The 25,757-nt window shown below is 47.4% G+C and carries 22 protein-coding genes and 1 pseudogene; 12 read left to right on the forward strand and 11 right to left on the reverse strand.

The features are described 5' to 3' along the window. The first annotated feature begins 3 nt into the window (after window positions 1-3). The 4 genes from BMY11_RS00525 (at window position 4) to BMY11_RS00540 (ending at window position 4,637) form a co-directional block, all read left to right on the forward strand. Entirely contained in the window at window positions 4-1,692 is a 1,689-nt protein-coding gene (locus tag BMY11_RS00525) for a DUF6044 family protein (RefSeq protein ID WP_177182429.1), read from the forward strand. Between the two features lie 108 nt (window positions 1,693-1,800). Then, window positions 1,801-2,766, forward strand: coding sequence for a glycosyltransferase family 2 protein (locus BMY11_RS00530; RefSeq protein WP_090572526.1), 966 nt, complete (start codon window positions 1,801-1,803; stop codon window positions 2,764-2,766). Further along, a complete protein-coding gene (locus tag BMY11_RS00535; RefSeq protein ID WP_090572527.1) occupies window positions 2,750-3,199 on the forward strand; it encodes a GtrA family protein in 450 nt (149 codons plus the stop codon). Before BMY11_RS00530 ends, BMY11_RS00535 begins: the two co-directional genes overlap by 17 nt. Then, window positions 3,183-4,637 carry a hypothetical protein gene (locus BMY11_RS00540; RefSeq protein ID WP_090572528.1) on the forward strand — a complete coding sequence of 485 codons (1,455 nt, stop codon included), beginning with the start codon at window positions 3,183-3,185 and terminating at the stop codon, window positions 4,635-4,637. Before BMY11_RS00535 ends, BMY11_RS00540 begins: the two co-directional genes overlap by 17 nt. A gap of 165 nt (window positions 4,638-4,802) precedes the next feature. On the opposite strand, the gene BMY11_RS00545 is transcribed toward BMY11_RS00540, so the two are convergent. Continuing rightward, entirely contained in the window at window positions 4,803-5,474 is a 672-nt protein-coding gene (locus BMY11_RS00545; protein ID WP_090572529.1) for a hypothetical protein, read from the reverse strand. Window positions 5,475-5,705: 231 nt separating this feature from the next. Here BMY11_RS00545 and BMY11_RS00550 point away from each other — a divergent pair, with 231 nt between their 5' ends. Genes BMY11_RS00550 through BMY11_RS00560 form a run of 3 tightly spaced genes read left to right on the forward strand, consistent with a single transcriptional unit; the run spans window position 5,706 to window position 9,230 of the window. After that, on the forward strand, window positions 5,706-6,389 hold the full coding sequence (locus BMY11_RS00550; protein WP_090572530.1) for a response regulator transcription factor: 684 nt from the start codon (window positions 5,706-5,708) through the stop codon (window positions 6,387-6,389). A gap of 5 nt (window positions 6,390-6,394) precedes the next feature. Then, window positions 6,395-7,753, forward strand: a complete 1,359-nt coding sequence (locus BMY11_RS00555; RefSeq protein ID WP_177182430.1) for a sensor histidine kinase — start codon at window positions 6,395-6,397, stop codon at window positions 7,751-7,753. Continuing rightward, entirely contained in the window at window positions 7,737-9,230 is a 1,494-nt protein-coding gene (locus BMY11_RS00560) for a hypothetical protein (protein ID WP_143069183.1), read from the forward strand. Before BMY11_RS00555 ends, BMY11_RS00560 begins: the two co-directional genes overlap by 17 nt. Before the next feature lie 169 nt (window positions 9,231-9,399). Here BMY11_RS00560 and BMY11_RS00565 read toward each other — a convergent pair whose 3' ends face one another. Genes BMY11_RS00565 through BMY11_RS29150 form a run of 3 tightly spaced genes read right to left on the reverse strand, consistent with a single transcriptional unit; the run spans window position 9,400 to window position 11,969 of the window. After that, window positions 9,400-10,854, reverse strand: coding sequence for an aldehyde dehydrogenase family protein (locus BMY11_RS00565; RefSeq protein WP_090572533.1), 1,455 nt, complete (start codon window positions 10,852-10,854; stop codon window positions 9,400-9,402). A gap of 17 nt (window positions 10,855-10,871) precedes the next feature. Continuing rightward, window positions 10,872-11,621 carry a zinc-binding dehydrogenase gene (locus BMY11_RS00570; protein WP_256217249.1) on the reverse strand — a complete coding sequence of 250 codons (750 nt, stop codon included), beginning with the start codon at window positions 11,619-11,621 and terminating at the stop codon, window positions 10,872-10,874. A 51-nt stretch (window positions 11,622-11,672) separates the two neighbouring features. Then, window positions 11,673-11,969 carry an alcohol dehydrogenase catalytic domain-containing protein gene (locus BMY11_RS29150; protein ID WP_256217250.1) on the reverse strand — a complete coding sequence of 99 codons (297 nt, stop codon included), beginning with the start codon at window positions 11,967-11,969 and terminating at the stop codon, window positions 11,673-11,675. Between the two features lie 132 nt (window positions 11,970-12,101). Here BMY11_RS29150 and BMY11_RS00575 point away from each other — a divergent pair. Further along, window positions 12,102-12,877 (forward strand): annotated as a pseudogene (locus tag BMY11_RS00575) (LysR family transcriptional regulator). A 66-nt stretch (window positions 12,878-12,943) separates the two neighbouring features. Here the strand turns inward: BMY11_RS00575 and BMY11_RS00580 are convergent. Next, on the reverse strand, window positions 12,944-13,954 hold the full coding sequence (locus tag BMY11_RS00580; protein ID WP_090572534.1) for a Delta(5) desaturase DesA: 1,011 nt from the start codon (window positions 13,952-13,954) through the stop codon (window positions 12,944-12,946). Between the two features lie 312 nt (window positions 13,955-14,266). Here BMY11_RS00580 and BMY11_RS00585 point away from each other — a divergent pair, with 312 nt between their 5' ends. Further along, window positions 14,267-14,818 (forward strand): VanZ family protein, encoded by a 552-nt coding sequence (locus BMY11_RS00585; protein WP_090572535.1) that lies wholly within the window; start codon window positions 14,267-14,269, stop codon window positions 14,816-14,818. Between the two features lie 154 nt (window positions 14,819-14,972). On the opposite strand, the gene BMY11_RS00590 is transcribed toward BMY11_RS00585, so the two are convergent. The 6 genes from BMY11_RS00590 to BMY11_RS00615 form a co-directional block, all read right to left on the reverse strand. Continuing rightward, the gene (locus tag BMY11_RS00590; RefSeq protein WP_177182431.1) at window positions 14,973-17,432 is read right to left on the reverse strand and encodes a stalk domain-containing protein; all 2,460 of its coding nucleotides are present in this window, start codon (window positions 17,430-17,432) and stop codon (window positions 14,973-14,975) included. Between the two features lie 163 nt (window positions 17,433-17,595). Continuing rightward, window positions 17,596-17,934 carry a cytochrome o ubiquinol oxidase subunit IV gene (gene cyoD, locus BMY11_RS00595; protein WP_090572537.1) on the reverse strand — a complete coding sequence of 113 codons (339 nt, stop codon included), beginning with the start codon at window positions 17,932-17,934 and terminating at the stop codon, window positions 17,596-17,598. A 1-nt stretch (window position 17,935) separates the two neighbouring features. Next, the gene (gene cyoC, locus BMY11_RS00600; protein WP_090572538.1) at window positions 17,936-18,550 is read right to left on the reverse strand and encodes a cytochrome o ubiquinol oxidase subunit III; all 615 of its coding nucleotides are present in this window, start codon (window positions 18,548-18,550) and stop codon (window positions 17,936-17,938) included. Continuing rightward, window positions 18,550-20,520 (reverse strand): cbb3-type cytochrome c oxidase subunit I, encoded by a 1,971-nt coding sequence (locus BMY11_RS00605; protein ID WP_090572539.1) that lies wholly within the window; start codon window positions 20,518-20,520, stop codon window positions 18,550-18,552. The genes cyoC and BMY11_RS00605 overlap by 1 nt, the downstream gene beginning before the upstream one ends. A 14-nt stretch (window positions 20,521-20,534) precedes the next feature. Then, a complete protein-coding gene (gene cyoA / locus BMY11_RS00610) occupies window positions 20,535-21,575 on the reverse strand; it encodes a ubiquinol oxidase subunit II (protein WP_371262743.1) in 1,041 nt (346 codons plus the stop codon). Window positions 21,576-21,737: 162 nt separating this feature from the next. Next, window positions 21,738-21,983, reverse strand: coding sequence for a hypothetical protein (locus BMY11_RS00615; protein ID WP_090572540.1), 246 nt, complete (start codon window positions 21,981-21,983; stop codon window positions 21,738-21,740). A 187-nt stretch (window positions 21,984-22,170) separates the two neighbouring features. Between BMY11_RS00615 and BMY11_RS00620 the strand changes: the two genes are divergently transcribed. The 3 genes from BMY11_RS00620 (at window position 22,171) to BMY11_RS00630 (ending at window position 25,702) form a co-directional block, all read left to right on the forward strand. Further along, on the forward strand, window positions 22,171-23,268 hold the full coding sequence (locus tag BMY11_RS00620; protein ID WP_090572541.1) for a GntR family transcriptional regulator: 1,098 nt from the start codon (window positions 22,171-22,173) through the stop codon (window positions 23,266-23,268). Window positions 23,269-23,361: 93 nt separating this feature from the next. After that, the gene (gene araD, locus BMY11_RS00625) at window positions 23,362-24,054 is read left to right on the forward strand and encodes an L-ribulose-5-phosphate 4-epimerase (protein ID WP_090573469.1); all 693 of its coding nucleotides are present in this window, start codon (window positions 23,362-23,364) and stop codon (window positions 24,052-24,054) included. Window positions 24,055-24,103: 49 nt separating this feature from the next. After that, window positions 24,104-25,702, forward strand: a complete 1,599-nt coding sequence (locus tag BMY11_RS00630) for a xylulokinase (RefSeq protein ID WP_090572542.1) — start codon at window positions 24,104-24,106, stop codon at window positions 25,700-25,702. The last annotated feature ends 55 nt before the right edge of the window (window positions 25,703-25,757 follow it).

Genomic DNA, 25,757 nt, shown 5'->3' on the forward strand with positions numbered 1-25,757 from the left:
TTTATGCAGCATGTAAAGTCGATATTGACACAAGAGAAACTCATGATACGTTACGCCTTAGTCCTTATTCTTTTGTATTCCTTGCCACTGATCGTATTAGGAGATAACGCCCATATTCGCGTACATGATAATTTGGACTCGAACATTGCTTGGTATAAAGTGCTCATTCGGAGTAATGAGCTCTTCGGATCAATGAATGCAACGATTCCTCAAGTCATCAACGGGCTGCCGCGAGGGGTCTTCGGGACGGAATTTAGTGGAATCGTTTGGCTGCATGCCCTGTTTCCTACGATGGTCGCTTATACGCTTAGCCAGATGATAACGAGGTTATTCGCTTTTATCGGAATGCACTTGTTGTTAAAGAAGCATTTCATTAAGGGAGCGGATACAAGCCTCATTCGTGTTGGCGTGTCTTTAGCTTTCGCTTTAACACCATTCTGGCCATCGGGCATGCTGAGTACACTCGGTCAGCCTCTAGCGTTTTGGGCGTTTTTAAATATTCGAAATCGAGAGCGATCATGGAAATCGTGGCTAGTACTTTTGTTACTGCCATTCTATTCAAGCTTCGTTTTAGGCTTTTTCTTTTTCTTGACTGCAATGGGACTGCTTTGGCTGAAGGATGTAATCAAGAAACGAGTATGGAATCCTTTATTCGCTTGCAGTATCGCACTTATGACGCTGATCTACCTGGCAATTGAATATCGGCTCGTGTTTGGGCTTGTCCTTTCGGAGGCACCTAACAGCAGAATGGAGTTTGTGAATTCTACCCTCGGTTTCTGGCATTCGGTATATCTTGCATTCGTGAATTTTATTTTTGGGCATGGTCATGTGCTGACGATCCACACTTTGGTTATTCTACCTATCCTATTTATTGCGCTGCAGGTTGCAATGAAGCGACAAAATCGACAAGAGAATAGTCAATTTATTTGGCTGCTTATACTCAACTTTGTTTTATCCGTTTGGTACGCCTTCTGGTACTACAAAGGATGGGAGCCACTGAAGGAACAATTCACGCTATTGAACACGTTTAATTTTGCCCGATTTCATTTCTTGCGTCCGCTTGTCATTTACCTTGGTTTTGCACTCGGGCTCCATATTCTTTGGAAAAAGAGTGAGAATTGGCAGAAGCGTGTTCGCATTTGCATCGCTCTGCAAATTATTATTCTTTTCTTCTGCAATGATGAGATCGTATATCGCGTATACGGCGAGCCGACAGTGAAGCAGTTCTATTCGGTCGATCTGTTTCAACAAATCAAGAATTATATCGGACAGCCGAAGCAGTCGTATCGGGTTGCCAGCATCGGTATCCACCCTGCGATCGCACAATACAATGGCTTCTACACATTAGACACGTACAACAACTATTATCCGCTTACCTACAAGCATGAATTTCGGCAAATCATTGCTAAGGAGCTGGATAAGAGCCCAGCGCTGCGAACGTACTTCGATACATGGGGTGGCCGTTGTTACTTATTCGTTAGTGAGTTAGGGCAGAATTACGAATTCAAGAAGAATTCAACCACACGAATCCATCATCTCGAATTGAACATGGAGGTTTTCAAGAAGATGGGGGGACGGTATATATTCTCCGCCGTGCCGATCTTGAATGCCGAAGAAGATGGACTTCGACTACTGAAGGTGTTCGATAATTCTGAATCTGCATGGAGAATATACCTTTATCAAGCAAAATGATCACTTACATGTATTAGTTAATAAATTTTTAATGATTATCCGTTAACATCGTGCGTGGGCAAATGATTACCCTAGCATGGTGTTGCATTCAGGGAGGAAGTGCACCGCTTGGATAAACCGACTCTAGCTATCGTAGTTCCATGTTATAACGAGAATGATGTCCTGAATGAAACGGCGAAGCAGCTCAAGAATGTACTTATTGGACTTATAGACGAAGCTCTTGTCACGGCGAATAGTAAGATTGTGTTTGTTGATGATGGAAGTAAAGATGGTACCTGGAGCTTAATCGAACAGGAAAGAGCAGCTAGCTCATCTATTTCAGGCGTGAAATTATCCCGGAACTTTGGTCATCAAGGAGCTCTTCTAGCAGGTATCCATTCAGCTAAGGCTTGGACGGACTGTATAATCACAATCGATGCGGATCTTCAGGATGATATTCTTGTCATTCGCGAGTTTGTTTTACGTTATCTGAATGGTGCGGAAATTGTATACGGAGTACGAAGAAGCAGAGAAACGGACTCTATATTCAAAAGAGCAACTGCCCAAGCGTACTACAAATTCATGCGTAAGCTCGGAATTGATTTAATCTATAACCACGCTGATTTCCGATTGATGAGTAAACGAGCCGTAACCGAGCTTGAAGGCTTTGAGGAACGCAATATGTTTCTTCGCGGCATTGTTCCGATGTTGGGGCTTAAGAACGACGTCGTCTATTATGATCGCAAGGAACGGTTTGCAGGAGAGACGAAGTATCCGCTGAAGAAAATGATTGCATTTGCTTTCAATGGGCTGACTTCTTTCAGTGTAGTACCGATTCGTCTAGTCTCGATTATCGGCTTTCTGTCCTTTTGTTTGAGTGGTTTGGCTGGTGTGTATGCCGTTATTCAAAAGCTGCTTGGACATACGGAATCAGGCTGGACGTCCATCATCATTTCGGTATGGATTATTGGCGGCTTGATGTTGATGAGTATGGGTCTAATTGGCGAGTACATCGGTAAAATCTATTGGGAAACAAAACGCCGGCCGGCCTATATCATCGAGTCGGAGCTTACTCACGATGTCCATCATTCGTAAGGCAATCAATGAGAAGCCATTCATCCGTTTCCTTCTAGTTGGCGGATTGAATACACTTGTCGGGCTAAGTATCACATATGTACTGCTGCATATATGCAACTTTTCCTATTGGGGTGCGACAATAACCGGAAATTCGACAGGTGCGATTTTCAGCTATGTAATGAACAGAACGTTTACTTTTAAGAGTAGAGCGTCAATGCCGCGATCGATCTTGCGGTTTGCTTTTGTCATTCTATGTTGTTACTTCCTTTCGTTTTATCTGGGACTTCTTCTTGCAAATAGGATGGAAGCTATTTGGAGTAATCACATCGGAACGATTGTCAAAGATGCAGCTGTCGTTATCAGCACCGGTATATACACGATCACGAATTACTTCGGGCAAAAGCTTATTGTGTTTCGGGAAACGGAGAACCAATATGATGCTGAAGCTTAAAAAATCACTTCCTATTCTATACCTGCTCTTGCCTGTATTCGTTATTGTCATGATGTTCCCATCCAATGCCTACAACGATCCGGATACGTTCTGGCACATTGAACTTGGCAATTACATGCTTGAGCACCACACGGTATTGCATCATGCCATTCATACGTTCTATAATGATAAGCTACCGTATGTGCCACATGAGTTTGGGTTCCAACTCATCGTCGCCAGCCTATATGATATATTGGGGTGGCCCGGTACGTACTTGCTCACTGCAATCTGCTTATTCATCCTAATAATCGGTTTATATAGACTAACTAGCATATCCCGCAAAGAATTAGGACTTGGTGAGCATCACTTTCTGCTGTTCCTGATCGTATTGCTCGTTGCGGTTTGCGTCTATTATTATTATTTCACTTCACGGCCACAGATGATTTCGTCGTTCCTCATCGTCTGGTTCTTTGTCTACTTGAGGGAATTTAATCTCCGGCAGACGAAGGGATATGCGATTGCGCTAATTGCGATTTCAATTGGCATTGCGAATATACACGCTGGAGTCTGGCCTGTAATTGCAGTATTCACTGTGATGGCATTGCTGGAAGCCTTATTTGAACGCAGTCTCTCACGTGGGAAGTTAGTAACTTTCCTATTAATTATCGTGATGGGATTCGTCAACGTAGGCGGGTACAAAAGCATATTTTATATTTTCACTGTGACGAAAAATCACTTTAATCTGATGATCAACGAATGGCAGCCGATTAATTTCGCCAGTCCGACGGAGCCGAGAACTATTCTGCTTCTTGTTTTCGCGATGCTGCTGCCTTTCTGTATTCACCGTAAACCATTTAGATTCATGCTGATGCTCGGTATTATCTTCCTTGGCGTGTCGTCTTATAAACAAAATCTGTTTATGTGGCTTTTCTTCCCTTATTTTGCCGGTACGGTAGTAGATCTCATACCTTATAATCGACTGGTTAATATTCCTTATAAAAGGTATGTGTTTATGCTGGGCATAACAGTAGGACTTTCCGCAAACATCTTCTATGTGTTCATCTCACCACCAACGATTGACTCCAAAAAGTATCCCGTAGATGAGATGGATTATGTCCTTGCTCATACACCAGGTGGTGTGCGTCCGAAAGTGCTAGCCCCTTATGGTAGTTCGGGGTATGTCATGTCACATGGGGCAGATGTGCTGTGTGATGGAAGGCAGGATCCTTTTGTGACAGATGAGACAAAGGGCGTATTTAATTACACAGCATTCGAGCGGTCAATGAAGGGCTTCTCCGAGATATTGCCTGATATCGTTGCATATGATAAGCCGGATTACGTTCTTGTAAGAAACAATAGCTCGAGCCGAATGTATCAAGGCTGGGTCTCGGCTTTCGGCACTCCAGTATTCAAAGGCCGATATGGAAGCGTCTTTAAAATCGATTCGGTGAAGATGTGATTAAACATAGTGGTGACAAATTCAATTTTTATTGCCCCATCATACGTTTTTAGTGATAATGATTATTATTATTAATTAAAGCAAGTAGACCTTGTGCAAAGGTCAACTTCGCAGAAATAACCCCAGTCAAGTGTGATAGCATTTGATTAGGGGTTATTTTTGTGATTAATCAAGGACGTGAATGGTTTTGATATGATCAGTACTTATATAGACTGTAGTTCCATTTAAATTTGTAATGTGAACAACATTTTCATCCATTTGAACGATTTTACCAACGTTGAATACTGGGGCCCCCTGATTAAAAATGGCGACTTTTCCAGTAGATTTGGACAAGCGGTCTATAAATTTAACGTGTTCGGCTTCAGCCGATTTTAACTTTGGTAATTTCTTCATTTCAGGTAACGGAGTCGAGGGTGAAGAGGAAGATGCGATAACGAGACCTTTGATATGTTTGGTTGGAATATAAAGATCACCTAGAACAATGGATTGAAAATGGATGTAATCATCAAAAATATGAAGGATGTATCCATGGATTCCAATTCCGCCGAATACCATGACTTGCAGCATCTTGCCACGCGCATTCATGAATATTTCTTTAGTTGAAATGACTTTGGTATTATCAAAGAATGGGCTTTGCGGAGGGGTGTTAATCTGCTCCTCCTCATTCCATTGGCATATTCGAACCTCTTGAATGTGTTCATCAAGCAAATAGAAAAATTCCATATTCGTGTAAATTACGATAAAATCTGTCCCTACATCATATAACTTACCTTTAATTGTGTTTCCGGCAAGTTTGATTTCTACGAGTTTGTCCTTCAAGTGCTCGTAAGATTTCATATCATTTAGGCTCCTTCGCAACTTCTTGATTCTAGCTTTCTCTTTGTCAGGGGTCTTGGCTATATTATATTCCTTCACTAATTGAAGGGTACTGAACGATTATAAAGGAGAAATATTTAATAACTTCACCAAGCCCTTATGTTTTAAACTTATGTTTTTTTTCATGTTTATTTCAGAATTGATTGGTACATTTTTTATCTATGATGTCTTTTGCAAGGGGGATAGTTAATTATGCGAATATTACTTGCTGAGGACGATGAGACGCTAGGTGAGCTAACCGAGCATCAGTTGAAACGGCAATATCATGTTGTCGATTGGATGAAAGATGGCCACCAGGCGAAGGAAGCAATATCTACTGGTCGCTATGACGTATATGTACTAGATTGGATGTTGCCTGAGTTGACCGGTTTAGAACTTGTAAGGGAGATCCGCAGGAAGGAAGATCATACTCCGATTCTGCTATTGACGGCTCGAGATGCAGTTCAAGACCGAGTGGAGGGGTTACGCGCAGGGGCAGATGACTACATGATTAAGCCTTTTGCATTTGAGGAACTGGAAGCAAGGTTATTCGCCTTGTTCAGGCGGCAGGATCGGGGGTACCATTCATCGGATACACTCAGCTTAGGAGATATAACGGCAAACATGAGCCGATTCGAAGTAACCCGTAGAGGAACGGCAATTATATTGACAAGGCGCGAATTTCAATTGCTCGTCTGTTTGATGCGCCATGCTGGACAAGTCCTTTCACGAGAGCAACTGCTTGATCAAGTATGGGGGCTTGCGTCGGATGTGACGCTTAACGTCGTCGACGCTACAATAAGATTACTTCGCAAAAAAATGGACGGACCTTATGAAACAAAATGCATCCAAAGCGTTTATGGCGCTGGATACCGGTTTATGATAGGTGGGGAATGAGATCCATGTTTAAACGGACACGAACTCGGCTAACGCGAGAGTTCTCACTTACTATTGGTATTATTCTGATGATCTCCGCCATTTTTTCTTTATGGATGGTACAGCAAATGTTGACAACGACAGAAGACAATCAACTTAAATCTTTAAGCAATCAGTATGAGGCTGAGCTTCAGAAGCTAATCGAGTCTCCAAAAGGAAATGCGTTGTTCGATCCTTCGGTGGAAAGGGAGAAAGTAAACTCGTTTTACGAACCAGGAGGCTTACAGCTTAACCAAATGGCATGGTTGCTCGATCCGAACGGTGAAATGATATTTCAATCCTCACCATCTAACAAGAACTCGTCTGGGGTGAACTTTCCACTAACGGCGCTCCTACCTAGCCTCCACGCGGAACCAGATAATGTTTACCGAAATGTAAGCGCTAATGGAAGAACCTTTCGTATCGGTGGAACTATACTTTCAAATAGTAAAATCAACGACTATAGAATAATTGTTGCACAGGAAGTCACCAGTGATACCGATCTTTTAAGTCAGCTACGATGGGCGTTTGCAGGGTTCGCCTTGCTTATGTTAGCCGCCGGAGGGGCTGCCGGTTATATATTGGCGGGGCGCGCGATGGGACCGATATCACAAGCGTTCCATCGACAGGAACAATTCACTTCCGATGCGTCGCATGAACTTCGGACACCGCTTAGTATTTTGAAATCTGCCTACGAGGTACTAGACGAGGAGAGCGACAAACTGCCTGATTTCCATCGTAATGTATTTATGAAGACTGGGCGGGAAATCCATCATATGAGCCGGTTAGTCGATAATTTGCTTGTGCTTGCGCGAAGTGATAGCGGACGGATTGAGTTGGTCTTATCACGATTTTCTCTGCGTCATACAATCCTCCAAGTAATGGAACAATTAGAGCCCATTGCGACTTCAAAGCATGTGAAGTTGATATGGGAGAATCGCCAAAGTGGATCAGGAGTGGACGATGCAATGATTCAAGCGGATGAGGTGCGCATCCGTCAGCTTATCTTAATTGTGATCGAGAATGCGATTCAGTACAACAGGGAAGGCGGCAGTGTTATCGTCTCCTTGGAAACGAATCCTCAGAAAGTATCCTTTATTGTCAGAGATACGGGTATTGGTATTGAGAATGAGCACCTGCCTCGTATTTTCGAACGATTTTATCGAATGGATAAAGCCCGGACACGCCGGTCGGAAGGAACTGGCCTCGGCCTTGCGATTGCGAAACAAATTGTTGACGCACATCGGGCAAAAATAGAAGTGTGGAGTACACCTCAGGTCGGTACGACGTTTCGTGTATCACTTCCGAGTATTTCAGATTCTTTTCAGAATGTTTCTTTATCTTAAACCATGTAGCCTCCTGATTATATGGATGGCAAATTCAAGAAGAAGAAGGGATAATACAATGAAGAAAAATTGGAAGCTCGCTGGCGCAGCGCTGCTAATCGCGATCGCAGTGCCGGTAACCGCTTATGCGGCAGACAACCTAAATGGAAAATCACAGGATGACAAGAAGGCAAGCTATGCAGATGCTCAGAAGACAAAGCCAGCTGGTAAGGAAGGAGAGAAACCAAGTCCAGGAAAAGACGATAAGTTAAAATTAGATTTGGAAACAATCGCTAAATCTAAGCTCGGCCTGAATCAAGAAGCTTTCGAACATGCTAAGAAAGCAGGTAAATCGCTTGCAGATATCGCGAAAGAAAAAGGTAAAGCGCTTCAGCCGCTGATTGATGAGCTAACGAAGGAGATTAGTGATGCGATATTAGCGCATCTCGATCCTAAGGATCTTACAGCTCAGGAGAAGGAGAATGTGAATGTGAAGAAGAAGGCATCAATGGAAGCAGAACGCATCTTCACAGAACCGCTTAACAAGGAGAGTACTAAGCAAGAAGGTAGCGACTGGAATCTAGCAGCAGCACTAAAATTAATCGGAATCGACAAGGCTGCATTCGCTGAAAAGGTTCATGCGGGTAAATCATTCGTCGATATTGCGAAGGATCACGGTGTAACGCGTCAGCAGTTAATCGATGCGCTATTGTCCGAAGTAAACGCCAAAATCGATGAAGGTAAGACAAACGGTGATATTACTCAAGAACAAGCAAATGAGAAGAAGCAGGCAGTACTTAAAGAAGTTGAAGATTTCGTCGACCATACACAGACGCTATTTAAGAAGAAAGAGAGCTTTGCAGCTGCACAGGGCAAGGATGGTAAACGAAACCCGGACGAAGGAATTAGAATTGATTTTCAACAAATCGCTACTTCTAAGCTTGGTCTAGATAAAGAAGCTTTCCAGAAGGCACTTGAAGCGGGTAAGTCGCTAGCTGACATTGCGAAAGAGAAGGGCATTGCGCTCCAGCCGTTGGTTGATGGGTTAACAAAGGAAATTAGTGATGAAATTCTGGCGAAGAATTCAAAGGATCTTACAGCTGATGAAAAGGAGAACGTGAAGAAAAAAGCCGCGATGGAAGCAGAGCGTATCTTCACAACTCCTCTTAATAAAGAGCAAGAAGAAAAAGAGCAGGGCATTGGTGAATTTAACTTGCAAGCTGCTTTAAAACTGCTCGGCATAGACAAAGCAACTTTCGCTGATCAGGTCCAAGGAGGCAAATCGTTTGCCGATATCGCTAAGGATCATGGTGTCTCACGTCAAAAGCTAATCGAAGCGCTTATGTCCGATTTCACTGCGAAAATCGATGCAGTTAAAGCAGAAGGCGATATTACACAAGAGCAAGCAGATCAGAAGAAGCAAGCAGTACAGAAGGAAGTTGAAGATTTCGTCGATCATACACAGACGATGTTTAAAATAAAAGAAGAGAAGAAATAGGTTTTGAATGAAGGCTGCCGGTGAAGGCAGCCTTTTTTGTGGTCGAATATCCAGTAACATGAAATATCTAAGATTATGCATAAACGTGAAAGAAATTCGCAAGAAGGTTAACGCCAGCATAATAGAAACCGCCGGCATCCATAGGGGAGGCCGGCGGTTCGTCGTAGGATTACTTGATGACAATAGATTTGAGCTGCGTAAACTCATAGATGCCGTCTACGCCGCCTTCTCTGCCGATGCCGCTCTTCTTGTACCCGCCGAACGGCCGGCTTTCGGAGCCTCGCGGCAAGTAGTCGTTGATATAAACTTGGCCAGCTTCGATACGCTTCGCGACGCGCAGCGCGCGGTGGATGTTGGTCGTCCATACAGCCGACACGAGTCCGAACTCGGTCTCGTTGGCGAGCGCGATCGCCTCTTCTTCGGTATCGAACGGAATGATCGACAGTACGGGACCGAAGATTTCCTCCCGGGCGATCGTCATCGCATTCGATACGTTCTTGAATACCGTAGGCTCTACGAAGAAGCCGTTCGCGTATGCGCCATCGGTCAGTCGGTTGCCGCCGCACACGAGCTCGGCGCCTTCGTCTTGGCCAACCTGAATATAATGCTGGATACGTTGCAATTGCTTCTCGGAGATAACCGGACCGATCGTCGGATTGTCGAGTCCGTCGCCGATCTTGACTTGCTTCGCGGCCGTGCCGATCGTTGCCGCAAGCTCGTCCACGATGGAGCGCTGCGCGAGCAGACGCGTGCCCGCTGCGCACACTTGACCGCTATTGAGGACGAACCCTCTGAGCGAGGCTATCGCCGCCGCTTGCAGATCCGCGTCCTCGAATACGATGTTAGGCGACTTGCCGCCTAGCTCGAGCAGCACGGGGACGATACGCTCCGCGGCGGCCTTCATGATGTTCTGGCCGGTCTGTACCGATCCCGTGAAGGCGATCTTGCGCACGTCCGGATGGTTAACGAGCGCGGAACCGGCTTCGTTGCCGTAGCCCGTCACAACGTTGACGACTCCTGCCGGCATGCCGGCTTCCATGCACAGTCTCGCGAGCTCGAGCGTCGTGATGTTCGTATGCTCGGCGACCTTAATGACCATAGAGTTACCTGCGGCAAGCGCCGATGCCAGTCCTCTGGAAGCGATCGTGAGAGGACCGTTCCAAGGCGTGATGTGCGCGGTTACGCCGTAAGGCTCGCGGGTCGTGAAGGACAACGAATTGTTGCCGTCCGGAATGACCGTTCCGAATATTTTATCCGCCATGCCCGCCGTATATTCGATCGTCGTAGCGCAGCCGAGCACTTCGTGGGTAGCTATGGCGAGCGGCTTGCCGGTATCGACGGATTCCCAGTAGGCGAGAGCTTCCTTGTTGTCGCGGAGCAGTTGAGCGAGCTTCATCAGCGTTCTGCCGCGCGTCGCGCCGTCCAGCGCGTACCAGGCTTTATAGCCCTCGACGGCGCTTTGAACGGCCAAGTTTACATCATCTTCATCGCCGCGAGCGAACGAAGCGAGCTTCGCGCCCGTGGATGGATTATATTCGTCGAAGTAGCGACCGTTCACCGGGGCATGCCACTCGCCGCCGTAGAAATGACCGTACTTCTCTTGCATAGGGTACAATTGAGTCATATTTATTCCTCCGTAGGTTAGGCGTTCACGACGATGGACGCGCGCGTTACTTCGCGGTTAAGGGATTTCTCGATGGCTGTCGGAACTTCCTCCAGCGAGAAGGTTGCGTCGATCAGTTCATTGAACGGATATTTGTTCACGTTTCTTTCCAAGAATTGAAGCGCTTTGTACAGGTAAGACGGCTCGTATCCGGCTACGCCGATAATCTCGATGCACTTGTGGACGATAAAGGCGGGATCGACTTCGATTTTGCGACCCATGCTAATATTGCCCATGACCATATACTTAGCGCCGGTGCGGAGCAAGTAGGGACCTTGCGCGAAGGCGATCGGAATGCCGGCGACCTCGATGCCGACATCGGCTCCGAGTCCGTTCGTCAGTTCCTTCACGCGGGCGACGACTTTGTCGAACGTGTCCGTCGCACCGTCCGACAGGTTGATCATATGGTCGGCGCCGAAGCGTTTAGCCATTTCCAGTCGGGAGGCAACGCCGTCGACGATGATGACCGTAGCTCCGTGTTCCTTAGCAACGGCGCATGCATTAAGGCCGAGACCGCCCGCGCCTTGAATCAGGACGGTGTCGCCGGGCTTCACGCCGGCTTTGTCGATCGCGCAGTACACTTGGCTGAGCGCGCAGTTGACGCTCGATGCTTCCGCGTTCGTAACGTTATCCGGCACTTTGTAGAAATATTGATCGTGGTGCACGTAATAGTGGGTCGCGTAAGTCGCGCCGTGGAAGTGCGGGGCAACCTCTTGTTTTTGTAGCATGTATTTGCTGGCGTTGACGCAGCGGGCATACAGTCCCTTCAAGCAGAACGTTCAGTTGTTGCAAGTGACTAAGTAGCAAGGTACGACGCGATCGCCGACCTTAAGCGGGTTGCCGGCGCTATCGGTCTGTCTGCGATCGCCCATCTCGATGACACGTCCGACCATTTCATGCCCGATGCCTCCATTGCACAGATGCGGCATGTCGCCCTTGGCGATATGCAGATCCGATCCGCAGACGTTCGTCTGAAGCACTTCCAGCAGCACCGCTTCCGGTTCGACTTTCGGAAGGTCGTACTCACGGATTTCGAATTTCATAGGCTCGGTCATCCAAACCAATTGGCCTTTCATATAGAACATCTCCTTAAAGTAGGGTGAGAGGTAGATTGAATGCGTCCTTATTATAAATCCGCGGTTGGATGCTGTATAATACGTAAGATCAATATGATATTGGGTTGATCCTATTAGGGAAGGAAATGCGGGATGGAGCTGCTGCAGCTAAAATATTTTCAAACCGTAGCGCGCCTCGAGCATATGACGAAGGCGGCGGAGGAACTGAATATCGCTCAACCGTCTCTTAGTCAGACGATCGCCCGGTTGGAAGAGGATATCGGAGTCGCGCTGTTCGACCGGAAAGGACGGGCGATTCGCTTGAACCGATTCGGCCAAGTGTTCCTTGAGCGCGTGGAGCACATTCTGCAATCGATCGACGAGAGCGTACGGGAAGTGCGGGACATGTCGGGGATGAACCGGGGCATTATCAAGCTGGCGGCATCGATCACGGGAAAGTCGATCTGTGTATCACCCAGTCTCCTATGGAAGGCGCCCATCTGGAGTGGAGTCTCCTTAGGACGGAAGCGATATATTTGATCGTATCGAAGGAGCACCAGTTGTCGCAACGTAAGAGCGTGTCCATCAAGGAACTGGAGAACGAGCGATTCATCAGCATGCATCGGGGATATTGGTCGAGGGAAATGATTGAGGAGTATTGCCGCAATGAAGGGTTCGTACCGAACTTCGCGATCGAGGTGGGGGAACCGGATGCGATGGTGCCCTTGGTCAAGCAGGGTCTAGGCGTTACCCTGGTTCCCGAACTAGGTTGGCTAAGGTGGCGGGATCAGCTGCCCCATCGGATTCGAATTTCCGATCCAGGCTGCGTATCGCATTGGGGCTTAGTCTGGTCGAGTAAGCACTATATGCCCCCGGAGGTTCGGCTGTTCCGTCAATTCGTTATTGCGTATTTCAATAAGCTTCCTTAATAGGCGTCAACTTGGCTTACTTGAGAAACACGGAATTAAGTTATCGTATTTGCGGTGCCCAAGGATTTATTGATCTACCGTTTTCCCAATATTTCTAAGATCGCGGAAGCTGACGAACGAATGGTTAGTTTCGTCCCATAAGTGGTAATGAATCGACTTGAAACTCGTTCCGAGCGTAACCGTTGTCACCTTCTGCAGGGGCGGAGAAGCATGATGGGCTTTCTCCAGATTGTAATTCGGTACTTTCGGACATAAATGGTGAACATGATGGAAACCGATATTGCCTGTAATCCATTGCAGCGGCTTAGGCAGCTTGTAGTATGAGCTTCCGTCAATAGCGGCCTGGACGAAGCTCCATTCTTCGTCTTTTTCGTAGTAGGAATCCTCAAACTGATGTTGAACGTAGAACAACCACACGCCGAGCAATCCGGATATAAGAAAAGCGGGACCTTGTATCATGAGGAGAGCCTCCCAGCCAACAACCCAAGTCAAAACCGCATATAAAGCAATAACAGAAGCATTGGTAATAAACGTGTTCAAGCGTTCTTTACGTTTAGCTGTTTTACGGTTGAATCTGTTTTTGAGAAGGAAAACGGCGATCGGACCGATTAAGAACATCACGAATGGATGTCTATACATGCGGTAGAAAAGCTTTGTTCGTAGCGGAGCTGAACAATATTCCTGAATGGTAAGCAGCCATATATCGCCGGTTCCACGCTTATCCAAATTACCGCTAGTTGCATGATGAATGGAATGGCTATGCTTCCATTGTTGGTAAGGAAAGAGAGTTATAACACCTAATATCATTCCAAGAATGTCGTTGGCTTTACTGTTTTTAAAAAAGGCATGATGACAACAATCGTGAAAAATGATGAATGTCCGGACTAAAAATCCAGCAATTATAAATGTCAGCGGGAGCGTAATCCAATAGGAATAGGATAGACTCGCATAGGCAGCATACCAAAGAAAAAGAAGCGGGACTAGAGTATTGGCAAGCTGTCTAACACTTGTTTTTAGTTCAGGTTTCTCGAAAGGCGAAATCGATTGTTTCAGTTGCGAAATTTTAACTTGATTCATTGTGTGCGGCCTCCATATATTTCATCGGGTTTGTAAATTATATTGATGATTTTGCTAGTGCGAGTACGGTCATAAACATTAATTAGTACTAAGTAATGTTTAATAGCTATTTATGAAAAAACGAACACACGTCATGGTGTGCGGGCCTCCTTTTATACCAACGCGTGAGTATCATATTCTGAACTAATCATATTATAGTTTGATTCCCGGCGAATCCGCCGCAAGTTCTTGTAACATCCTCGACTCTAGACGGGGATTCGTGCTCATACTAATCATTAATCTCGGCGTTAAGATGAAAAAAAGGGAGCTATTATGAATAAACGAATACGATTACAAACCGTTATTTTATATGGTGTTTTCATCTGTTACATCTTTTTGCTCATTAAAATATTGTTCTTATCGAGAGTTTCGATTACGGAGTTATTTAGTAGCCAAAGGACTGTAGTTCGGTCAATCAATCTCATTCCTTTTTATAGCATAAGTGAATTCATATCCGGCAGCTCTGCTAATTTAAAAAAATTCGCTTTTGGGAATGTGGCTGGAAATATCTTTATTTTTATTCCCTTTGGCTTATATTTGTCTGTATTTAAGAAGAATAAAAGGGTCATAGACAATCTGTTGTTTATATTCATAGTGAGTTTATTTGTTGAATTGATACAGGGACTTCTCGGCATAGGAACAGCCGATATTGATGATATCATTCTAAATGGTTTAGGTGGATGGATTGGCATTATAGCGTATAAGTGTTTCCGATTTATATTACGAGATGAGAAAAAAGTACATACTGCAATCACAGTTTTATCGGTTATCATAGGATTACCCGTTATCTATTATTATTTATTCATGATAAAGATGAAGTTTTAAATATACGAAAAATCAGGGCCTGAAGGAGTTACTTCTTCAAGGTCCTTTTTTTATGGTTTCAAAAGCAGCTGCACATCGAGGCTCGACGAGGCATGAAAAAACGCCGCCCCATGCAATTCTAATAAGAATTGCATCGGGCGGCGTAAGAAATTAATTAATTCACTGGAGAGGTAATGTCTATATTTCCGGTTTTCGCATCCCACTTCACAGATGCTTTCAGCGCTTCACTGATGAAGCGAAGCGGTACAAAGGTGGTCCCATTCTTGGCAAACGACGCTTGTTGCAGCGTAGCTTGCTGTCCGTTAATGAGGGCTTTTTTGCTGCCGAGCGTTAATGAGATCGTAGTTGTACCTCTAAAAGCGGTAATTTTCTTCGTGGCCTGGTCCCATTTGACTGTCGCGTGGAGTGCCTCGAAAATGCCTCGCATCGGAACAAATGTCATTCCATTGATTTGAATAGGGCTCGTGCCGAAATTCTGGGCTTTCCCATTGATAAAGACCGTGTTTCGCGCACCGGAAGTTGCGCCTGCTCCTTGTGCCGGCTGGCCGGGTGTGGTAGAAGTCGGTGTCTCTACACTCGTGTTCTTCGCTCCGATGACAATTGTAAATTCCCGTTTCGTATCGGTAACTTTAAGGTTTGCCGTAGTCTGTTCGGTTAGCCCGTAGTTCGATGCTTGAATCGTCAGGGATGTGCCGGAAGGGACATTAGTTACCGTTGCTATGCCATTTTCGTCGACCTGAGGGCCGACCATGCCTACATCTAGGTTATACAGTTGGGCATATCGAACGGGATTTCCATCTCCATCCACGACTTTAATGGTTATGGATGGCGCAACTAGCATCTCATCAACAAACAATGGGAAGTACTTGGAGCTATACGGACCATCGGAATGGGACACAAATCCTTGCTTCTCTACCTTTACTGAAAATTCCCCATCATCAGGTAAATTGTAGAAGGTGGCCGAGCCAGTGCTGTCGGACACCGAGGTGAATTCAGCGCCAGTATCTGTGAAGACGATCGTCACTTTCACATCTGATATTGCAGCCTTACTGCTAGGATCTGTAACAAGAACGCCAAACAGAGGTCCCGTAAAGATCTCTTTCATCATGATACCTACTCCACGGCTTTGACCAAGAAGCAGTCTTGCTTGAACCGACGAAGCTTCATACCCTTCTTGCGAAGCACGTATCGTATAGAGGCCTTCTTTTTCAAGCGTGAACGAAGCATTGCCTCCCGCATCTGTTACACCTGTAGCAGCAACTTCGCCTGCCTCGTTAATGACTTCTATCTTCGCGTTCGCAATAAGATATTTTGAATGATCAACCACTCCGACTAGAAACTTGCCGGTCGTTGCTGTTACATAAGAGGGTTCAGGGATGATCCGCGGGTTGGGAGGCGTACCGCCTTGATCTCCAAGCGCGATTAACTGACGAGGGTACCCTCCGACTATGTTTCCAGGATGCTGCTCGTCAGCCATGACGAGTTCCTCCGAACTGACATACAGCGTACCATCCGGGCCAAGTGCGACAGAAGGGATGATGCCGAGCTCAAAGTAGCTGTGATCCCACACTTGACCGTAATGAAAGACCGCTCCCGTTCCGGCAAAATACATCCATTTCAGTTTACCAGCGGCGTCAACGGCATAGACATGCTCGTCATAGCTGCCGAAATAGATTGTGCCGTCAGGACCGATGACAGGTCTGCTGAGTTCAGCGCGGCCTTTATCGAGAAAAGTAACTCCTTCTGCGGTAATAAAGGTCCACTTTAGCTTTCCTTCCGCATCATAGGCCTTCATCTGATCGCCGTCGCCGATATACACGCTTCCGTCTTTCGCTACCGTGAATACCGGAGCTAAAGGACCAAAGCCGGGCTCGCGATATTGTATTCTTCGCTTCTCCGTACCATCTGGCGCGATTAAGTTAATATCCCCCCAAGAATCGTAGGCGTATATCGTTCCGTCGGCGCCGACGTATGGAGCGTCTCCGGTCTTTGGATTGTTCCATTTGACGGTTCCGTCTGGCGCAATCGCCGTTAAACCATCGCCGTCGGTTCCAATATATACGGTTCCATCGGAAGAGAAAACAGGCATCGTTTTGAATTCATAGATGTTGCCGTGATCGATGGACCATTTAACAGTGCCGTCCGGGTTAAGGGCGGCAAGCTCTTTGCCACTTTGTACGTAAACGGTACCGTCCGGGCTGACGGCAGGAGCCGTTAATCGGGTTGTCGAACTGTACGTCCATTTGAGTGTACCGTCGGGATTGACGGCTGCCAAATCATTATGGGGATCCCCCGTGAATCCATTAAATGAAATATAAATAGTGCCATCTCGGCCGATTGCCGGTTTCGTGCTGTGATAATTGACATTTGGCAAATCAAAATACCACAATACTTGTCCTGACGGCGAGATCGCGTTTAGCCCTTCACCGCCCGAATAGATCGTACCGTCATTCCCGAAGACGACGGGATCCCTGCTATTCATATCCAATGTCCATTTCTTAATAGGATTACTTGGACCTATTCCGCTCGAAGCTGCTGCTGCGTGTCCTTCTATTGCTGTGTTTCCTGTTAGCCAGAACAGAATCACAGTCAACATGATTGCCAGTCGTTTCAATAAAATGCCTCCTAGAGTATGGATGTAATACCAAATCATTTAAACATAGGCGTTTCCAGATGTCTATATGAAATGCATTAACCCTCGTAAAGGAGTCTTAGGGAGTATCCATCAAAAAAGAAGCCATCCTCATACTTGAAGGATGGCTTTAATAATCAATAACCTAATACATCTTATTATGATCCATAATCCAAATGGAACCATATATGACCACAATTACGATGATCAACCCAAGAATGAGCGTTACGAGGTTATAACGCGGCCCTTTCTCTTCTCGCAAGTGCATGAAGAACAGCAGCTGCACCGCAAATTGCAAAACCGCCGTGGCGAGCAGTAAGATGATCGTCGCTGTCCTCCCCATCCAATTATCCACGACAGCAAGTATCGGGATAACAGTCAGGATTATGGACAGCAGAAATCCTATAACGTACTCTCCCAGCGAGCCGTGGTGCCCAGCATGGCCTCCCTGATTTCCATGTCCGATTGTATGATTTTGCGCCAAGTCACATCACTCCCATTAAATAGACGAACGTGAAGACGAAGATCCAGACAGCGTCAAGAAAGTGCCAATACAAGCTTGTAATATGTACTTTTCGCTGTGTGACCGGTGTAATTCCGTGACGGGATAACTGGATAATCAATGCGGTGATCCAGCAGATGCCAAGTGAGACATGCAGCCCGTGCGTACCAACAAGCGTGAAGAAGCCGGACAGAAACGCGCTGGAATGAATCGTATGCCCCTCGTGTACAAGCTTCAGAAATTCAGTCACTTCCATACCGATAAAGCAGGCACCGAGCAGGATCGTTACAACAAGCCAGCCTAACAGTCCCTTCCGACTGCCCGCATTCATGGCTAGCACAGCCAGACCGCTTGTGAAGCTGCTCGTCAGAAGGATGAACGTTTCGACGATGACGCCTGGCAATTCGAAGATTTCTTTGGCCCCAGGTCCGCCTGCCGTATTCTCGTGAAGGACGAGAAAGGTTGCAAACAGAGTAGCGAACAAGATACAGTCGGTGATCAGGAATATCCAGAAGCCGAATTTACGAAGCTCCTCCAAATCGTGATGGCCATCATGGCCTCCCTCGTGCGTCAAACTATGATTGTGAGCGTGCGCCATCAGACAACCCTCCCTGCCTTTGCTTCCGTGTGCTTGATTTCATCTACAGGTATATAGTAATCGGTATCGTAGTTGAACGAATGTGCCAGCATCGTCAGCGCAATGCCAATGAAACCGGGGATCGCGATCCAGAGCCAGTGAAACACAAGACCAAAGCCAACTGTAAACCAACAGATAGATTGGATAAAAGGAATCGGCGAATTCTTCGGCATATGAATAGGCTCGAGCGCTGGCTTCGCCTTAGGCATTGTACCTGCGGCGATGCGTTCCTTCTCCTCCCACCAATCATCTCGGTCTGTAACGAGAGGGGTGGTCGCAAAGTTATAGAGCGGCGCTGGCGATGGAATTGACCATTCCAGCGTGCGGGCTCCCCACGGATCGCCAGTCGTGTCTCTCTCCATAAACTTGATACTATGTGCGATCTGCCACACCTGGAACAGGAAGCCAATGCCCATAAGGAAGCCGCCGATGGTCGACGTGAAATTAAGCGCCCACCAGCCCGTATCCCAGCCGTACGAATTGATTCGGCGGGTCATGCCGTCGAGACCGACCACATACTGAGGCATAAAGCACACATAGAAGCCGATGTTCCATATCCAGAACGCCCATTTGCCGATCGTTTCATTCAGTTTGAAGCCGAACATCTTCGGCCACCAATAATACAAGCCTGCAAAGTAACCGAAAGCAACCCCGCCGATGAGTACCTGGTGGAAGTGAGCAATTAAGAAATAGCTGTTATGGAACTGGAAATCCGCAGGCGCTACCGAAAGCATCACACCAGTCATGCCGCCGACGACGAAGCATGGAATGAATGCGATCGTCCATAGCATCGGTGTTTGGAACGAGATCCGGCCGCGGAACATCGTGAACAGCCAGTTGAATATTTTCACGCCTGTCGGAATCGCAATGATCATCGTTGATATCGCGAAGAAAATATTGACGTTGGCTCCTGAACCCATCGTGAAGAAATGATGGAGCCACGTGAAATACGCCATGAGACTAATGCTCAACATCGCAAACACCATGGATCCGTAGCCAAACAAGCGCTTCTTCGAGAACGTAGCAACGACTTCGGAGAAAATGCCGAAGGCGGGCAGAACGACGATGTAAACCTCCGGATGGCCCCACATCCATATGAGGTTAACGTACATCATGGCGTTGCCGCCGCCGTCCATCGTGAAGAAGTGCGCCCCTAGAAAGCGGTCCAAGAACAGCAGCGCCAGTGTGACCGTCAGGACAGGGAACGCAACTATGATCGCAATGCAGCTGGAGAGTACCGACCACGTAAAGATCGGCACCCTCGACCAGGTCATCCCGGGAGCTCGCATTTTGACAATGGTAACGATGAAGTTAATTCCCGTCATCAACGATCCGATACCGGAAATTTGAACGCCCCAGATGTAGAAGTCTTCGCCAACACCCGGGCTGCCCGTCATCTCTGAGAGCGGCGGGTAGGAGAGCCAACCGGCATTCGCCGAGCCGCCGATGACGAATGACATATTGAACAGCATCGCGCCGATAAAGAACAGCCAGAAGCTAAGCGAGTTCAGGAACGGGAATGCAACGTCACGCGCTCCCAATTGCAGCGGTACGGCGATGTTGAATAGGCCGAACATGAGCGGCATCGCCATGAACAGGATCATGATGACGCCATGCGTGGTGAATACCTCGTTGTAGTGCTCCGGCGATAGAAATTTCAAATCGGGAAAAGCGAGCTGCGTCCGCATCAAGAGCGCATCGACGCCGCCGCGGAACAGCATAAGCAGCGAAGCGATGATATACATAATCCCGACGCGCTTATGATCGACAGTCGTCAGCCATTCCCGCCACAGCCAGCCCCATTTGCCAAAATAGCTGAGCACGAAGACGATCGCCGCCGTCGTCAGCGAGATCGCCACATCCGCACCGTAAATCAACGGATCGCCCGTGACAAAGAACCACGAGACGAAATCTGTTATTTGGTCAATCATGGAAGCCTCTCCTCTCATTTGCCATGATACATATGCTTGTTGTCCAATTTATGATAGGAATGCCCGGAGCCGAAGCTGCCTACGTCAGGGGAATCCTTCTGTGCGTTATTGCCGGGCGGCAGCTGGCCGCCTTCAGAATGCTCGGCTGCTTTTTCTCCACTGAGTGTTTGTGCCTTCCGGGTGTATCCCGGTGGTGCACCGCGGCTCATGGAGTAGACATGGACAATTCTCTCGAACAAGCCGGACGGGATAGAAGCGAAGGTCATCCGGTCAGAAGTCCCGGGCTTTGCAAGATTCTGATACCCATCCTCGGATAGCGCATTCCCGCTTGCCTTCGCCTCATACACCCATTTATCGAAGTCCGTCTGATTGATCGCTTTGGCGGTAAAGCCCATTTTCGCGAAATCACGTCCTGTAAAGTTAGCTCCGGTACCCATATAATTACCGGTCTCATCGGCTTGAAGATACATCGTTGTCGCCATGCCAGACATCGTGTAGATCATTCCCCCAAGCTGCGGCACCCAGAACGAGTTCATCGGGCCATCCGAGGTAAGCTCGAACTTAATCGGCGTACGCTCCGGAATGACCAGATAGTTGACGGTTGCGATACCTTGATCCGGATACTGGAACAGCCATTTCCAGTCTAGCGACGTTGCCTGAATTGTGATCGCCTTATTATCGGACGTAATCGGTTTAGCCGGATCCAGCGCATACGTGTAGCGTGCAGTCACAATGGCCAAGATCAAGATGACGATGATCGGGATGCTCCACCAGATGGTTTCTAGTTTGGTGCTATGGGACCATATCGGCTGGTATGGCGCATTGTTGCCCTTCTTGTCACGGAAGCGCCATACGATCCAGGCTGCTATTAGTAACACTGGAACCACTATGATTAGACATAGCAGCATTGTGATATAGATCAGGTCGCGCTGCTGGTGGCCGATAGGCCCCTTCGGATCGAAGACAATCATCGACTTGCAACCCGATGTAAGCATGATGGCGCTTGCTATGACGCCGATTGTGGCGGGCAGCCGCATGATCTTTGAGTTATTCATAAGCTCCTCATCTCCTAAACATCACCTCGGATTAACTTAATTTTCCCCGGAATGCGGATCAATATTACAGCGGCTTTTGTTGTGGGTCATTTCAATAAAAGAAGGACTGCTTCCATTGTGTTGGAAACAGCCCTTATTCGAATTCAATAGCTATGAAGTTGCTCATTCGGATTCAGTTTTGCGTTTGTGCACGAGGTTGATCGCCGTACCAATTGTATAGATGAACACACTGCCGACCAAAAAGCCGATTCCAGCCATTAATGATCTGTTATTGTCGCTGAAATCATCATAATTGACCAGACACAACACCACACCGATTATAAGGGATAACCATGCTGCAATTTTCATGGTTAGGAACAGAGAGTTACCTTCTCGTTCTGTTTTTTGATCAGCTGCTGATTTTGTCATCAATAAACGCTTCACTTCCTCATAACAAATATGTTGGATATGGTTTCCTTATATAGTATGAACACATTTATGTTTTTTTAGATCAAGCCAAAGAATGAATGCTGCGAGCTATCATTTCTGACATGTACATACAAGTGAGTGTGATGCTATACTAATTAGAGCAGACAAGTGAACAGGGGACGAGCGGATGAAAGAGAAACAGCTTCCTAAGTATGTACAGCTTAAGAAAGAGATATTGGATTTGATGGGTAAGGGGAAGCTTCAGCCTGATGATCAGATGCCGTCCGAGAACGAGATAGCGGAGCAGTTCGGGATGAGCCGGCAGACAGTGAGGCAGGCGCTCGGCGAGCTGGAGCAGGAAGGCCGGTTATATAGGATGCAAGGGAAGGGGACATTTGTTGCTAATCCGAAGGACGAGCATTATGCAGAAGCAAAGACGATTGGTTTAGTAACGACATACATTTCCGATTATATATTCCCGCATATCGTACGCGGAGCTGAGGCGGCTGTGCGGGCCAGAGGCTACAGCTTGCTGCTCTCCAGCACGGACAATGACAAGGGCAGGGAGCGGGAAAGTCTCTCGATGTTGACTAGCCAACCGCTTAGCGGCCTGATCATTGAGCCGACCAAGAGTGCGGAGGGAAATCCGAACCTCGCCTATTTCCTAGCCCTTAACAACCGGCGTATCCCCTATGTAATGATTAACGCCAGATATCCAGAGATCAGCTGCCCAACGCTTGTCATTGACGATGAAGAAGGCGGATTTACAGCGGCGGAGCATTTGCTTCATCTGGGGCATCGTCATATCGCGGGCTTTTTTAAAACAGATGATTTGCAAGGGATTCTGCGTTTGAAAGGATTCATGCGAGCGCATCAGGAAGAAAGTGCGGAGCTTCATCCTGACTTTGTTGTCTCTTATCGTACAGAGGAGAAGGCAGGTCGGGTTATTGAAATCGCGGAAGAGCTGCTTGGTCGCCCTGAAGGCAAGCGTCCAACGGCGCTCGTCTGTTACAACGATGAGCTTGCTCTTCGGCTGCTCGAGGTGATCAGGAAGGCGGGCTTATCTGTTCCGCAAGATGTATCCATTGTGGGATTCGATGATTCCTGGCTGGCTACGGCAACCGAGATGAAGCTGACGACACTCACTCATCCGAAGCTTGCGATGGGAGAGGATGCCGCGAACATGCTCTTTGAGCTTATTGAGAGCGGCGGAGCATCCATTCCAGCTTCCCGAATCTATAAACCTGAGTTGGTCATTAGGGAAACTACCCAGAGGATAGAATGACAAGTTCAACATATGCGGAATTAGATCTGGAATAATTGTACGTACAAGTTTATAATTTGAATAGGAAGAAAGCTAGACGAGAGGATGAACCTTGTGCTGGAACGGTTAAAGCAAGAAGTGCTGGAGGCCAATCTGGATTTGCCGAAGTACAATCTCGTTACATTTACTTGGGGCAATGTCAGCGGTATCGACAGGGAAAGAGGCTTGGTCGTCATTAAGCCAAGCGGAGTGCCTTACGCGAAGCTGAAGCTTAGCGATCTTGTCGTCGTCGATCTTGAGGGGAAGAAGGTGGAAGGGGAACTGAAGCCGTCCTCGGATACGCCGACACATCTTGTCCTCTATAAAGCCTTCGCACAGATCGGCGGTATCGTACATACCCACTCGCCATGGGCGACAAGCTGGGCGCAAGCGGGAAGGCCGATTCCGGCGCTCGGTACGACGCATGCCGATTATTTCTATGGCGAGATTCCGGTGACTCGTCCGATGACTCGCGAGGAAATCGAGAACGGCTATGAGCTGGAAACCGGTAACGTCATCGTCGAGACGTTCAAGGATCGTGATCCATCGCAGGTGCCAAGCGTGCTTGTGAACAGCCATGCGCCGTTCAATTGGGGCAAGGACCCTCATGAGGCCGTACATAATGCGGTTGTGCTCGAGGAAGTCGCCAAGATGGCGCTGCATACTTTTGCGCTCAACCCGGGGATCGGTCCGATGGATCAGGCATTGCTGGACAAACACTTTTTACGGAAGCATGGTGCAGGGGCTTATTACGGTCAGACGAAGTAGGTAGAAGGAAGTTCATCATTATATAATCATACGCTATGGAGGTATTCTAATGAGTCTCGGAGTGACAGAAGCGATCAGAAGCGGTAATACCGTACTTGGCATTGAATTTGGTTCAACCCGGATTAAAGCGGTGCTAATAGGCAGCGACCACGAAACGATAGCATCCGGCAGCCATGATTGGGAGAATAGCTATGTCAATCAGATCTGGACATATAGCTTAGAAGATATTTGGAAGGGCTTACAAGACAGCTATTCCAAAATGGCAAACGATGTGAAGGAGAAATACGGAGTCACTTTACAGACCGTCGGAGCTATCGGGTTCAGCGGCATGATGCATGGCTATATGGCTTTTGACGAAGCGGGCGAACTGCTCACTCCGTTCCGTACGTGGCGAAACAATATTACGCAGCAGGCTTCGGAAGTGCTGAGTGAGACGTTTAAGTTTAGTATTCCACAGCGCTGGAGTATTGCTCATCTCTATCAATCCGTTCTGAATCAAGAAGAGCATGTAACGGACATTCATTTCATGACTACACTTGCAGGATACATCCACTGGAAGCTGACCGGTCAAAAGGTGCTCGGTGTTGGCGAAGCATCCGGCGTATTCCCGATCGACATTCAGACGAAGAGCTATCATGAAACGATGGTGAGTCAGTTTAATGACCTGGTTGCTTCAGAGAACCTTCCTTGGCGGCTTGAAAATATTGTTCCGACCGTGCTCGTAGCTGGCGATGGTGCCGGTACCCTCACTGAAGAAGGGGCGAAGCTTCTTGATGTGAGTGGTAAGCTGCAAGCAGGTATCCCACTTTGTCCGCCTGAGGGCGATGCAGGTACAGGGATGGTTGCCACCAATAGTGTAGAGCAGCGCACAGGTAATGTCTCAGCGGGCACGTCTGTTTTTGCAATGATTGTGCTTGAGAAAGAATTGTCCAAAGCCTATAGCGAGATTGACCTTGTTACGACACCTTCGGGAAGCCTTGTCGCGATGGCGCATTCCAACAACTGCTCGTCGGATTTGAATGAATGGGTTGGCTTGTTCGGCCAATTTGCGCGAGCGATGGGGATGGACGTTCAGTCAGATAAGCTGTACGGCACTTTGTACAACCTGGCATTAGAAGGGGATGCGGATTGCGGCGGATTACTTGCTTACGGTTATCTCTCCGGAGAGCATATGACCCATTTTGAAGAAGGACGGCCTCTATTCGTGCGCTCGTCGGATAGCAATTTCAACTTGGCGAATTTCATGCGTGTTCATTTATTTACGGCACTGGGTGCGCTTAAGATCGGCATGGATATTTTGCTCAAGCAGGAGAATGTGAAGCTGGATGAGATTCTAGGTCACGGAGGCTTGTTTAAAACCGCTGGCGTGGGACAACGGATTATGGCGGCTGCTCTTAACACTCCAGTCTCCGTTATGGAAACAGCGGGAGAAGGCGGGGCTTGGGGTATTGCTCTGCTCGCATCTTACATGCTGAACAAGTCAGATGATGAAACGTTAGAAGTGTACTTGAAAGAGCGCGCATTTGCTGGAAAAGCAGGTGCGACAATCTCGCCTGATCCGAAGGATGTAGCAGGTTTTGAGGCGTTTATGGAGCGTTACACGAAGGGACTTGCGATCGAAAGAGCGGCAGTGGAGCACTTTAATTAACGAATTAACGACATGTATGTACAAGTTGTTTGACGAGCACTCATTAATCGAAAAT

Source organism: Paenibacillus sp. OV219, from assembly GCF_900110075.1.
Taxonomy (GTDB): domain Bacteria; phylum Bacillota; class Bacilli; order Paenibacillales; family Paenibacillaceae; genus Paenibacillus_Z.